This is a genomic window from Dokdonella aquatica (assembly GCF_051987395.1).
Classification (GTDB): Bacteria; Pseudomonadota; Gammaproteobacteria; order Xanthomonadales; family Rhodanobacteraceae; genus Dokdonella.
Map to the genome: position 1 here is coordinate 1,781,683 of NZ_CP197094.1, position 14,503 is coordinate 1,796,185.

Annotated in this window: 4 protein-coding genes; 3 read left to right on the top strand and 1 reads right to left on the bottom strand. The window is 70.6% G+C overall.

What is annotated here, in order from left to right:
- Positions 1–374: 374 nt before the first annotated feature.
- A complete protein-coding gene (locus ACQQ2N_RS07985) occupies positions 375–4,787 on the bottom strand; it encodes a DEAD/DEAH box helicase (RefSeq protein WP_440225179.1) in 4,413 nt (1,470 codons plus the stop codon).
- A gap of 174 nt (positions 4,788–4,961) precedes the next feature.
- Here ACQQ2N_RS07985 and ACQQ2N_RS07990 point away from each other — a divergent pair, with 174 nt between their 5' ends.
- The 3 genes from ACQQ2N_RS07990 (at position 4,962) to ACQQ2N_RS08000 (ending at position 14,393) form a co-directional block, all read left to right on the top strand.
- The gene (locus ACQQ2N_RS07990; RefSeq protein WP_440225180.1) at positions 4,962–6,371 is read left to right on the top strand and encodes a sensor histidine kinase; all 1,410 of its coding nucleotides are present in this window, start codon (positions 4,962–4,964) and stop codon (positions 6,369–6,371) included.
- Positions 6,372–6,457: 86 nt separating this feature from the next.
- Positions 6,458–7,174: a response regulator transcription factor gene (locus tag ACQQ2N_RS07995; protein WP_440225181.1), complete on the top strand. Its 717-nt coding sequence runs from the start codon at positions 6,458–6,460 to the stop codon at positions 7,172–7,174.
- A 292-nt stretch (positions 7,175–7,466) separates the two neighbouring features.
- Positions 7,467–14,393 carry a DUF7507 domain-containing protein gene (locus tag ACQQ2N_RS08000; protein WP_440225182.1) on the top strand — a complete coding sequence of 2,309 codons (6,927 nt, stop codon included), beginning with the start codon at positions 7,467–7,469 and terminating at the stop codon, positions 14,391–14,393.
- Positions 14,394–14,503 lie beyond the last annotated feature (110 nt).

The following is a 14,503-nucleotide window of genomic DNA, read 5'->3' on the forward strand; positions in this document are numbered from 1 at the left end:
AGAGCCTGCCCCGTACCCCGATACGGGGTGGCCCGAAGGGCCGGATGAGGGTCCGGGATCGCGACGATGCTCCGACGTAGTCTCGATCCCGCACCCTCTCCCCAACCCCTCTCCCGGAGGGCGAGGGGCTCAAGCCCAACGCCACTGCGGGAGGGCGCGTCGAGCCTGTTCGGTTGCGCGATACCGAACGCGCCAGGAAGCACCATGCGACAGATCCGCTGACGGCGCGATGCAAGGTGCGGATTGTCCCCGGACAGCAGTGTGTTGGCGCCGGGATGACGTCGGCATCACGCATGCCGCCCTTGTGGAGGCGAAGGAGCGGTCTTCCGTCCCGGCTCGTCGCCGTTCGATCCGGGTGACCCGTAAGCCCGGCCTCAGGCCGGAGCCGGCACCGTCGCGGCCGGTCGCGATGTCGCGCGCTGCGTGAGTGCGGCTTCCCACTCCGGCGCGACCACGCGTTCGCCCGCGTCGACGCCTTCGCCGACGATCGCCTGCAGCTTGCCGCCGACGAGGGCCGCGACCGGCACGCCGTCGGCGTAGACGATGCGCGAGCCGACCATCGCGGCGATGCGCGTGCCCGGCGTGAGGATGCCGACGAGGTTGAGCGGGTCGGTCGCGGCGATCGCGACGAGCTCGCCGTCGCGGGGCCGCGAGCGCGCCTTGCGCAGCAACGGGATCGCTTCGGGCAAGGCGAACTGTTCGCCCGACAGCGCCGCCACGAAGCGGCCGCCGCGGAGCTCGCCGCGTGCCTCGAGCTGGCGGCAGGTGCGCACGAGTTCGCGCCACGGTGGCAGCCAGTCGGGTTCGCGTGCGAGCAGGCGCCACGCGATGACGCCGTAGCGGCGCAGCAGCGTGCGCACGATGTGCTCGAGCGTGTCGGCATCGCAGGCCGGTGCACCGCGCGCGGGCGTCGACGCCGGCACGTCGGTGCGTGGCGCGTGGATCAGCGCCCAGCGACCCGCATCGGCAATGCCGAGCAGGTTCGGTCGGCGTGGCGCGCGTGCGCGCGTGGAGCCGCGCTTCGAGGCCGGCACGAGCAGCGCGCGCAGGCCGGCGAAACTGTCGGCGTGCACGAGGCCGCGTGCGACGAGCTCGCCGAAGGCTTCCTCGAGTTCGACCTGCAGCAGGCGCGTCGCGTGCGCGACCTCGTCGAAGAACGATGCGCCGTGCGCGGCGAGATGGTCGAGCACGGCCTGCGCACGTGACGAGGCCTGCACGCCGTCGAGCGCGCCAGCCGGCGCGAGCGAAGTCCACAGACGCAGCGTCCGGCGTGGCAGCACGAGCACGGGCGTCGCGCGCACGGGTCCGGTCGCGCGCTCGCGCGTGGCGGCAGCGGTGTTGGCGATGCGCGTCCATACGGCGCGGCCGCTGCGGCAGAGGTCGTCTAGCCAGGTGATCGTGTAGTCGGCGACGCGCGCGGGCAGCAGGTCGGATTCCCAGGCGCCGGCCGCCGCTTCGTAGCCTTCGAGCTGGCCGAGCACGGCGAGCAGCGCATCGGGTCCGCGCGCACGCGCCGACGGCGACACGCGCTGCCAGTCGAACAGGAAGCGCTGGAAGTCGCGCGGCTCGACCGGCTCGATCTCGCGGCGCAGGCGCTTGAGCGTGTAGCGGTGGATGCGTGCGAGCAGGTGGCGCTCGCACCACTCCTCGCCGGCGAAGCCGGGCGTGAAGCGACCGCGCATCGCGTAGCCTTCCGACTCGAGCACGGTCAGCGCGAGGGCGATATCGCTCGTGCCGACCGCGAGCGAGGCGGCGAGCGCTTCGGTGGTCACCGGTCCGAGTGCGCCGAGGCGGCCGCGCACGAGGTCGACCAGCGCGTCCTCGCGCGTCCACGCGATCGCGGCGAACTCGGCCGGTGCGTCGATCGCGGGCTCGCGCGTGGCATTCGCGTGCACACCAAGTAACTGCGGCAGGCGTTCGGCCGCGCACCACAGGCCGTGCGTGGCGCCGACGGCCTGCACACAGGCTGCGCGTGCGTCGCGCGCGAGCTGGGCGAGCCACGCGGCCCAGCCCGCATTCGCGCCGGCCTCGCCGCTCGTGACCGCGCCGAGGCCCATGAGCACCTCGTGCATCTCGTCGGCGTCGCGCGGGCCCGGCCAGGCCTCGTCGCGCACCGTGGCGATCGCGTCGGCGTCGAGCGCACCGATGTCGTCGGCCGATTCGGGATCGCTCCAGCGGCGCATCTGCACGGCCTGCGTGCGGCGCTCCTCGAGCGGCGCGTCGTCGAGGAACGCGTAAGGCCGCGCGGTGAGGATCTCGGCGGCGAGCGGTGAAGGCTCGGGCAGGTCGCGCGCGACGATGCCGATCGCACCCGATTCGAGGCCGCGCAGCACGTCGAGCCAGCCCTCGGCGTCCATCGCCTCGCCGAGGCAGTCGCGCAGCGTCTGCGCGACCAGCGGGTGATCGGGCACCTGGCGTTCGCCGACGATATTCTCGAGGCAGGCGACCTGATCCGGGAACACGGTCGCGAGCAGGTCCTCGGACTTCATGCGCTGCAGCTGCGGCGCGGTCTTCTGGCCGCCCGTGAAGCGCGGCAGCGCGAGTGCGGTGGTGGCGGCCCAGCGCCAGCGCACGCCGAACAGCGGCGCGTCGAGCAGCGCCTGCACGAGGATGTCGTGCGCGGTCGCCGAATGCAGGTAGCGCGACACCTCGATGAGCGGGAAGCTGTGGCTGGTCGACAGCGACAGGATGATCGCGTCCTCGGTGGCCGCGGCCTGCAGCTCGAAGTTGAACGTGCGGCAGAAGCGCTTGCGCAGCGCGAGGCCCCAGGCCTTGTTGATGCGGCTGCCGAACGGCGAATGGATGACGAGCTGGGTGCCGCCGGACTCGTCGAAGAAGCGCTCCATCGCGAGCTGGCGCTGGGTCGGCAGCATGCCGAGTGCGTGACGCGCTCGCGCGAGATACTCGACGAGCGCGCGCGCGGCGACTTCGCCGAGGCCGACCTCGTCGACGCACCACGCGATCGCCGCGGCCAGCGGAGCGCCGTCGGCGACTGTCGTGAGCAGGCTTTCGACCGACTCGCGCACGCGCGACACGCCGGCCGACAGCGCGTCGCTGCGCCCCGGCGCCTCGGCGACCCAGAACGGGATGCTCGGCGGCAGGCCTTGTGCGTCCTCGACGCGCAGCCGGCCGCGTTCGATGCGCAGGATGCGGTACGAGGTGTTGCCGAGCTGGAAGACGTCGCCGGCCATGCTCTCGATCGCGAAGTCCTCGTGCACGCTGCCGACCGTGGTCGCCTCGGGCTCGAGCACGACGGTGTAGTCGGCCGTGTCGGGGATCGTGCCGCCGGCGGTCAGCGCGGTGAGGCGCGCATTGCGGCGGCCGCGCACGCGGCCGTGCACGGCGTCGCGGTGCAGGTAGCCCGCACGTGCGCCGCGGCGTGTCGTGAAGCCTTCGGCGAGCATGCGCACGACCGCGTCGAAATCGGCACGCGCGAGATCGCGGTACGGCCAGGCCCGGCGCAGCCAGTCGTACAGCGCACCCTCGTCCCACTCGCCGCAGGCGACCTCGGCGACGATCTGCTGGGCCAGCACGTCGATCGGTGCGGGCGGGATCTCGAGCAGGTCGAGTTCGCCGCGGCGGATGCAGTCGAACAGGGCGGCGCATTCGACGAGGTCGTCGCGCGAGGTCGGGAACAGGCGTCCTTTCGGCGTCGCGCCGACCGCATGGCCGGAGCGGCCGACGCGCTGCAGGAACGCCGCGATCGCACGCGGCGAACCGAGCTGGCAGACGAGGTCGACATCGCCGATGTCGATGCCAAGTTCGAGCGAGGCGGTCGCGACGAGCAGCTTGAGCTCGCCGCGCTTGAGGCGCTGCTCGGCGTCGAGGCGCAGTTCCTTGGCCAGCGAGCCGTGGTGGGCGGCGACGTGCTCCTTGCCGAGGCGCTCGCCGAGGTGGCGCGTGACGCGCTCGGTGGCACGCCGCGTGTTCGCGAACACGAGGGTCGTGCGATGCGTCTGCGCGAGCTGGGCGAGGCGGTCGTAGACGGCCTCCCAGGCCTCGTTCGACATCACCGCCTCGAGCGGCACGGGCGGCATCTCGAGGGCGAGGTCGCGCTCGCGCACGTGGCCGCTGTCGACGATCGTGCAGTCGGGACGGCCGTCGCGGTCGACGTGGCTCGCACCGACGAGGAAGCGGGCGACCTCCTCGATCGGCTTCTGCGTCGCGGACAGGCCGATGCGCACGAGGCGGCGCTGGCACAGCGCCTCGAGGCGCTCGAGCGACAGCGCGAGGTGGCAGCCGCGCTTGTCGTCGGCAACCGCATGGATCTCGTCGACGATCACCGTGCGCACGTCACCGAGCATGAGCCGGCCCGATTCCGAACCGAGCAGCACGTACAGCGACTCGGGCGTGGTCACGAGGATGTGCGGCGGATCGCGCAGCATGCGCTGGCGTTCGATCTGGGGCGTGTCGCCGGTGCGCACACCGGCGCGGATGTCGATGTTGAGGTGGCCGCGTCGCTCGAGCTCGCCGCGGATGCCGGCCAGCGGCCCTTCGAGGTTGATCGCGATGTCGTTGGACAAGGCTTTCAGCGGCGACACGTAGACGACGCGCGTGCGTGCGTCGAGGCCGAAGCCGAGGCCTTCGCGCACGAGGCCGTCGATCGTGGCGAGGAACGCGGCGAGCGTCTTGCCCGAGCCGGTGGGCGCGGCGATCAGCGCGTGGCGTCCCGCGCCGATCGCGGGCCAGGCCTCGACCTGTGCCGGCGTCGGCGCATCGAACGTGCGCGCGAACCATGCCGACACGGCGGGATGGAAGGCCTCGAGGACGGGGTGGGGCGCGGACATCGGCGTGGCGTCGGGCGGGGCGGGGACCGATCGTGGCATGCGGGCGGTCTCAGGCCGTGAGACGCCACGGCGTTGGTCGACCACCGGCTATGTACTAGAGTCAGTCGTTCAGGTTCGCCGGCGGTCACGCCCGCGAACCAGGGAGCCATTCTGCTCCGTTGCCGGTGCCCACGCATGAACACGATCGGGTCGAGGCCGTCGTCGGCCATCTTCCGTCCGCGCCGCTGGCGGCCGCTGCGCGCGATCGCGCGCTGGCTCGCCGACGTGCCCGTCGCCGATCCGGTCGAGCGTCGCCACGCGCCGATGCTGCAGATCGTGTTGCTGCTGCTGGCCGGCATGCCGACGCTGCTGTGGGCCTACCGCATCGGGTTCAGCGGCTTGCCCTGGCGGCCGGCGGAAACGGCGGGCCTGGCCATGAGTGCCGTCATCGTCGCCGTGGCGGTCGCGGCGCTCTTGCTCGTGCGGCGCGGGCACTTCCAGTGGGCGGTACGCCCGCTGCTCGCGGTCATCGCGGTATTCGTGGTGCTGGCCTACGTGCAGAACGGCTTCGACAAGCAGGGCTACGAGCAGCCGTTGCAGGTGGCCTGGCTCGTGCTCGCAGGCCTCGTCGTCGGGCGGCGCGCGCTGTGGGCGATGTTCGCGGTGATCGTCGTGGCGTTCGCCTGCGGCATCGTCGTCGACATCGACACGGCCGCGCGTGCGCTCGAGCCGTCACGCTTCTCGGCCGGCGATCGCATCACGAGCGGTGTCACCGCGACCGTGATCTTCCTGCTCATCGCGATCGTGGTCGACCGCAGCGTGGCGGCGCTGCGCACGAGCCTCGCCGAGGCGACGCGGCGGGGCGATGCGCTCGCACAGGCCAATGCGAGCCTCGTCGAGGCGATGGCCGAACGCGACCGCATCGCCGACCAGCTCGTGCACGCGCGCAAGATCGAGGCTGTCGGCCAGCTCGCGGCCGGTGTCGCGCACGACTTCAACCACCTGCTCGGCCTCGTGCTCGGCCATGCACGGCGCGGCCTGCGCGTCGCGGATGCCGATACGATGAGGGCTGCGCTCGAGGGCGTCGACGCCGCGGCGCGGCGCGCGACGTCGGTCGCGCAGACCGTGCTCGGCTTCAGCCGCCTCGCGCCGGAGCAGGTCTCGCGGTTCGACGTCGGTGACGCGTTGCGCGGCATGCAGCCCGTGCTCGCGCAGCTGTTCGACGGCCGTGTGCGAATCATTCTCGACACGGGTGACGAGCCGCTCGAGGTCGCGTTCGATCGCGATCGCCTGCTGCTGGTCGTGCTCAACCTCGCCGCGAACGCGCGCGACGCGATGGAGGGCGAGGGCGTCTTCGCGATGCGCGCGGCGCGCGCGCACGGTGGTGGCGTCGCGATCACGTTCCGCGACAGCGGACCCGGCGTGCCCGACGCGCTGCGCGGACGCATCTTCGAACCGTTCTTCACGACCAAGGCCTCGGGCCACGGCACCGGCCTCGGGCTCTCGCTCGTGGCCGACGTCGTCGCGGCACGCGGTGGCCGCATCGTCCTCGACGATGCCGATCCGCAAGGCGCGTCGTTCGTGGTCGAGCTTCCGCATGCCTGAATGCCTTCGTGCTTCGCGTCGTCACGTTTCCTGCGTATAGTCCCTGCCAACCGGGCGCGGGGGCGTCCGTCGCGAGCGGAGACACGATGCGGCTCAATGTTGCCGTCCTCGAGGACGACAGCGATTTCCGGGACGGGATCCTCGTGCCCGAACTCGGAGCCTTGGGCTTCAGTGTCGAAGCGTTCGCGCGCTCGCACGACCTCTACCGCCGCATGCGGTCCACCGCATTCGAACTGCTCGTGCTCGATGTCGGCCTCGCCGACGAGCACGGCCTCGACATCGCGCGCACCGTGCGTGCGGCCTCGCCGATCGGCATCGTCGTGCTGACCGGCCGACACGACCCGCATGCACGCGTCACCGGACTGCGCGAGTCGGTCGACGCCTGGCTCGGCAAGCCCGTCGATTTCGACCTGCTCGCGGCGACACTGCACAGCGTGTCGCGGCGCGTGCGCCTCGAGCGCAGCGCCAATGCTCCCGTGCTCGCGCCGCCCGGATGGCACATCCCCGCGGGACGCTGGGAACTGCACGCGCCCGACGGTGGCCACGTGCCGCTCAACCTCGCCGAACGCCGCGTGCTCACGCGCCTGCTCGCGACACCGGGCGATCCGGTCTCGCGCGACGAGCTGATCGCGAACATCAGCGAGCCCCTCGAGGAGTTCGACCCGCATCGCCTCGACATGCTCGTCCACCGCCTGCGCCGCAAGGTCGAGGACCGCCTCGGCGTGAGCGTGCCGTTGCGCTCGGTGCGCGGCTGCGGCTACGTGATCCTCAACGCCGACGAGCGCCGCCCCGTCGTGTCCTGACCTGCGACGCGCAGGTGCGCGTTGCATTTCTTTGCAATTCTCGTGGGCGGTGGCCGGGGATCCGGTGAGTCACGGTGAGAAACCGTGAGCCTGCGTGGATGATTCACCGTTTACGTCTTCCTAACCTACCCGGTAGGGGCATGCCGCGAGAGGCGGACGCTTCCGTGGGCATGGTCCGGGAGTCGGGACCCTGTTCCACGACAGACGCAGGTGCGCGGTCGGATCGGCCGCGTCCAGAAACGGTTGCAAGCAGGACCGCGTGACTCCGCGTGCCTGTCCAAGGGGTCCCCACATGACGTTCCGCCACCCGTTCCGCCCGTCCGGCAGCTTGCCGGGCTTCGCTGCGGCCCTCGCCTTGCTCGCCGCGGCTTCCATGCCCGGCACGCTGCATGCCGAGGGTAGCCGTTCACTCTTCCCGGCGACCTATCCGGCCACGCGAGCCCGCGCGAGCATGGACCTGAGCGGCGACACGCAGTATGTCGGCCAGGTCAATCGCCGCCAGTTCCTCTACGTGTACGCGCGCGCCGGCGAATACATCCTGCTCGGTTCGCGCAACCGCCTCAGCACGAGCGCCGGTGGTGACATCCGGGTCTGGTCGAGTGCCACGGGGAACTTCGGGCCGAAGGGCTGGGAGAATGTCGGCGGAACGCCGCAGACCGGAACGCAGGTGTTCTCGTGCGATCTCTCCGGCGTGCCGCAGCCGGCGAACAGCTTCGCGGGAACGACGCGCGGCGCGATCGCGACGCGTGCAGAGGAACTCGCCGGCCCGCACAGTGCGGACGGTTCGGTACTGACGCCGGGCGGCTTCACGCCGTGCGCGTACGCGGTGCCGACGACGGGTGTGTACGGCGTGACCTTCACCTCGCGGTCGGGCGCCGGTACGGGCAGCAAGAACGTCCTCGATCCGCCGGCCCAGCTCAGCGACGCGGTATCCGCGTGGGACGTGACGGTGCGCGCCAGTGCCACGTCGACGACCGACCTCAACGGCCGCCTGTTCACCTATGCCTGGGCGGGCTTCACCGGTGGCAACAACACCGAGGCCCACCGCCTCAACCACACGCTCTACTACGTCACGAGCGACGGCTACCGCTACGAGCAGATCCAGCACGGCATCGATCCGAACGGTTATGCGATGTACGCGAACCGCTCGGGCTTCCTGGATGGCGGAGCGCCGCTCTACAAGGACGTGCGCCCTGCCGCCGGCGGTTCCGCACCGCTGGTCAATCCGATCCTCGGCGGTACCTCGGGCATCAGCGCCGAGCCGCCGCAGTACCCGGTGTTCTTCAGCAGTGTCGCGACGACCGCTCCGCACGCCGCGGAGACCAACCGCGTGCTCGCGCGCCTGGGCATCCCGGCGGTCCCGCCGGTGCCGCAGCTGAGCAATCCGCAGTTCGAAGGCAACGTCGGCGGCTCGACCTCGACGGTCGGCGCGGGTGGCATGTTCCGCTTCCAGACGGTCAACACGCTGTCGTTCGAGATCGTGATCAGCCGTAACGGCGTCGACTACGATCCGGCCAACCCGCTCAACCGCGTCATCACCGGTGTCGCCGAGACCGGCACGCACGCGGTGTACTGGAACGGCAAGGACAATGCCGGTGCCAATTTCCCGGCCGGTCCGCTGTACAACTACCGCATCGCCGGCCGCAACGGCGAAGTGCACTTCCCGCTCGTCGACGCCGAGGCGAACCTCTCCGGTGGCCCGACGATCAACAAGCTCAACGGCACCGGCGGCTCGCGCGTCTACTACGACGACCGCGGCTACCTGTCGCGCAACGGTTTCGCGGTCGGCACGCTCAACGGCCGCATCTGCGGCGGCAGCCAGGCGGAGCCGGTGGCGACCCATTCGCTGGTCGGCGTCGACTCGAGCATCGCGACGGGCGGCAACTACTACCGCACGTGGAACGGCACCAACCAGAACACCGACTGCGGCACCGGTGGTTTCGGCGACGCCAAGGGCATGGACACGTGGGCGTTCGAGGAGACCGCCGCGATCGTGCGTCAGCTCGACATCATCGGCGGCCCCGCCGGTGTCGACGTCGGCACTTCGGCGTCGGCCGCGGCCAGCGTCTACCCGGGCCAGACCGTCAACGGCAGCTTCGTGTTCCGCAACGACGGCACCGATCCGGCGACGGGCGTGACGTACAGCGTCGTCCTCGGCGATCCGGCCAACGGCTACTGCCCGGCGAGCGCGGCGTTCCCGCTCGTGCCGGCCGGCGTGGTCGCGACGTTCAATCCGCTGCCGCTGTGCACGGTCACGTTCACGGGCATGCCGACCACGCTGACCCCGGGCCAGTCCCTCGTCTTCAACTTCACGTATCCGGCGCCGGGCCCGGGCACGATGCCGATCACCACGACGATCGCCGCGGCCAACGAGTCGCCGTCGCCGGGCACGTCGCCGAACACCGCGACCGCGCAGACCGTCATCGCGGTCGCCGACGTCGCCACCACCGTGACCGTGCCGGCCACCGCGACCGCGGGTTCGACCGTCAACGGCACCATCGTGTTCTCGAACCTCGCGAGCGCCACTGCAACGGCCCAGGGCGTCACCTACACGGCGACGATCGGCACGCCGGGGAGCTGCCCGGCCGGCGTCACGCTGGCCGTGCCGCCGCCGCCGGGCGCGAGCTACACCTACGACAGCGCGACCTGTGCGGTCACGTTCACGGGCATGCCGACGATCCTCGCCCCGGGTGACACGCTCAACGTCAACTTCTCGTACACCGCACCTTCGGGCGCGGCGACGATCCCGGTCAACGCCTCGATCGGCACGACCACGCCCGAGGCGCAGACGGCGAACAACAGCGCCAGCGGCCAGACCACGATCAACCTGCCGACCGCCACGCTCTCGATCGTCAAGACCGCGGTCGAGACGGGCGTCGCGCCGGGCACGAACGCGAGCTACACGATCCTCGTGACCAACAACGGTCCCGACGCGGCGGTCAACGTGGTCGTCAACGACACGACCCCGGCCGGCCTCGCGTTCGTGTCGAACACGGGCGACTGCACGACCGCATTCCCGTGCAACCTCGGCACGCTCGCGAACGGCGCCACGCGCACGATCACGACGACGTTCTCGGTGCCGGCCAACTACACCGGTGCGAACCCGATCACCAACATCGCCTCGGTGGAATCGCCGACCGATCCGTCGGGCCCGCACCAGGACGACGCGACCACGCCGGTCGTGCCGAACGCCGCACTGACGATCGTCAAGACCGCGCTCGACACCAGCGTCGCGCCGGGCACGAACGCGAGCTACACGATCGTCGTCACGAACAACGGTCCGTCGGATGCCGCCAATGTCACGGTGACCGATCCGGCCCCGGCCGGCCTCACGTTCGTGTCGAACACGGGCGCCTGCACCACGGTATTCCCGTGCAACCTCGGCACGATCCCGGCGGGCCAGAACCGCACGATCACGACGACGTTCTCGGTGCCGGCCAACTACGCCGGTGCGAGTCCGATCACCAACGTCGCGACCGTGTCGTCGCCGAGCGATCCGTCGGGTCCGCATGACGACGACGCCACGACGCCGGTCGTCGCCAATGCCGCGCTGGCGATCGTCAAGACTGCACTCGAGACCAGCGTCACCGCCGGCAACACCGCCAGCTACACGATCGTCGTGACCAACAACGGTCCGTCCGATGCGGCCAGCGTCACGGTCAGCGATCCGACGCCGGCCGGCCTCACGTTCGTCGGCAACACCGGCGCGTGCACCACGGCGTTCCCGTGCAACCTCGGCACGATCCCGAGCGGACAGAACCGCACGATCACGACCACGTTCCAGGTGCCGTCCAACTACGCGGGCGCAAGTCCGATCACGAACGTCGCCACGGTCGGTTCGCCGAGCGACCCGTCGGGCCCGCACCAGGACGACGCGACCACGCCGGTCGTGACCAATGCCGCGCTCGCGATCGTCAAGACGGCCGTCGAGACCTCGGTGACGCCGGGCAACAACGCGAGCTACACGATCGTCGTGACCAACAACGGCCCGTCGGACGCCGCCAATGTCGTCGTCACCGATCCGACGCCGGCCGGCCTCACGTTCGTCGGCAACACCGGCGCGTGCACCACGGCGTTCCCGTGCAACCTCGGCACGATCCCGAGCGGCGAGAGCCGCACGATCACGACGACGTTCTCGGTGCCGTCGAACTACACGGGCGCAAATCCGATCACGAACGTCGCCACGGTCGGTTCGCCGAGCGATCCGTCGGGTCCGCATTCGGACGATGCGACCACGCCGGTCGGCGCGGCCGAAGCGGCCCTCGCGATCGTCAAGACCGCGGTCGAAGCCTCGGTGATCCCGGGCAACAACGCGAGCTACACGATCGTCGTGACCAACAACGGTCCTTCGGACGCGGCCAACGTCGTCGTGACCGATCCGGCTCCGGCCGGCCTGACGTTCGTGTCGAACACCGGCGCGTGCACCACGGCGTTCCCGTGCAACCTCGGCACGATCCCGAACGGCGAGAGCCGCACGATCACGGCGACGTTCTCGGTGCCGTCGAACTACGCGGGCGCCAATCCGATCACCAACGTCGCGACCGTGGCGTCGCCGACCGACCCGAGCGGTCCGCATTCCGACGACGCGACGACGCCGGTCGGTACGGCCAACGCGGTGCTCGCGATCGTCAAGACGGCCGTCGAGAGCTCGGTGGTCCCGGGCAACACCGCGAGCTACACGATCGTCGTGACCAACAACGGCCCGTCCGATGCGGCCAACGTCACGGTCAACGACACGACCCCGGCCGGCCTCACGTTCGTCTCGAACGCGGGCGCGTGCACCACGGCGTTCCCGTGCAACCTCGGCACGATCCCGAACGGCGAGAGCCGCACGATCACGACCGTGTTCCAGGTGCCCTCGGGCTACACGGGCGCGAACCCGATCGTCAACGTCGCCTCGGTGGTGTCGCCGACCGATCCGAGCGGTCCGCACCAGGACGATGCCACCACGCCGGTCGGCGCGGCCAACGCCGTGCTCGCGATCGTCAAGACGGCGGTCGAGACGTCGGTGATCCCTGGCAACACCGCGAGCTACACGATCGCGGTGACCAACAACGGTCCGTCGGATGCCGCCAATGTCGTCGTCAACGACACGACGCCGGCCGGTCTCACGTTCGTCTCGAACGCGGGCGCCTGCACGACGGCGTTCCCGTGCAACCTCGGCACGGTGCCGGCGGGCGAGAGCCGCACGATCACGACGACATTCACCGTGCCGTCGAACTACGCGGGCGCCAATCCGATCGTCAACGTCGCCTCGGTGGCATCGCCGACCGATCCGTCGGGTCCGCACCAGGATGACGCGACCACGCCGGTCGGCACGGCCAATGCCGTGCTCGCGATCGTCAAGACGGCCGTCGAGACCTCGGTGATTCCGGGCAACAATGCGAGCTACACGATCGTCGTGACCAACAACGGTCCGTCGGACGCCGCCAATGTCGTCGTCAACGACACGACGCCGGCCGGCCTGACGTTCGTGTCGAACGCGGGTGCCTGCACCACGGCGTTCCCGTGCAACCTCGGCACGGTGCCGGCGGGCGAGAGCCGCACGATCACGACGACATTCACCGTGCCGTCGAACTACGCGGGCGCCAATCCGATCGTCAACGTCGCCTCGGTGGCATCGCCGACCGATCCGTCGGGTCCGCACCAGGATGACGCGACCACGCCGGTCGGCACGGCCAATGCCGTGCTCGCGATCGTCAAGACGGCCGTCGAGACCTCGGTGATTCCGGGCAACAATGCGAGCTACACGATCGTCGTGACCAACAACGGTCCATCGGACGCCGCCAACGTCGTCGTCAACGACACCACGCCGGCGGGCCTGACGTTCGTGAGCAACGCCGGTGCCTGCACCACGGCGTTCCCGTGCAACCTCGGCACGGTGCCGGCGGGCGAGACGCGCACGATCACGACGACGTTCACGGTGCCGTCGAACTACGCCGGTGCCAATCCGATCGTCAACGTCGCCTCGGTGGCGTCGCCGACCGATCCATCGGGTCCGCACCAGGACGACGCGACCACGCCGGTCGGTACGGCCAACGCCGTGCTCGCGATCGTCAAGACCGCGGTCGAGACGTCGGTGGTCCCGGGCAACACCGCGAGCTACACGATCGTCGTGACCAACAACGGTCCGTCGGACGCCGCCAGCGTCGTCGTCAACGACACCACGCCGGCCGGCCTCACGTTCGTGTCGAACGCGGGCGCGTGCACCACGGCGTTCCCGTGCAACCTCGGCACGATCCCGAACGGCGAAAGCCGCACGATCACCACCGTTTTCCAGGTGCCGTCGAACTACGCGGGTGCGAATCCGATCGTCAACGTCGCTTCGGTGGCGTCGCCGACCGATCCGAGTGGCCCGCATCAGGACGATGCGACCACGCCGGTGGGCGACGCGACGGCCGCGCTGGTCATCGTGAAGACCGCGCTCGAGACCTCGGTCACGCCGGGCGGCAACGCGAGCTACACGATCGCGGTGACCAACAACGGTCCGTCCGATGCGACCGGTGTGGTCGTCAGCGACCCGACGCCGGCAGGACTCGTGTTCGTCTCGAACACCGGTGCGTGCACCACGGCGTTCCCGTGCACGCTCGGCACGGTGCCGGCAGGCGAGACGCGCACGATCACGACGGCGTTCCAGGTCCCGGCCGGCTACGCGGGTCCGAGTCCGATCGTGAACCTCGCCTCGGTGAATTCGCCGGATGATCCGACCGGTCCGCACGACGACGACGCGACGACGCCGATCGGCGACGCCGTGGCGCAGCTCGCCATCGTCAAGACCGCGACGCAAGGCCAGGCCACGCCGGGCCAGGCGATCACGTACACGATCGTCGTCACGAACAACGGCCCGTCCGATGCGGCCAATGTCGTGGTGACCGATCCGACGCCGGCCGGTCTCGTGTTCCTGTCGAACGCGGGTGCGTGCACCACGGCGTTCCCGTGTGCACTCGGCACGATCCCGAACGGCCAGAGTCGCACGATCACGACGATGTTCCAGATCCCGCAGAACTACGCGGGTCCGACGCCGATCCTCAATGTCGCCACGGTCAGCTCGCCGAGCGATCCGAACGGCGACCAGAGCGACGACGCGGTCGTGCCGCTGCAGCCGAACGTCGATGCGATCGCGATTCCGGTCGGCGACGGCTTCGGTCGTGCGTTGCTCGTGTTCGGCCTCGTCGCGCTCGCCGGCTTCACGCTGCGCACGCGCCGCGTCCGCGGCTGATGATCGATCCCCGTGCCGGTCACGCCGGCACGGGGTGATCCACCCGATGCGCCGCTTGCGGGGTAACCCGCAGGCGGCCAGCATGTCCCTCCCGTCGATGCCCAAGGAGG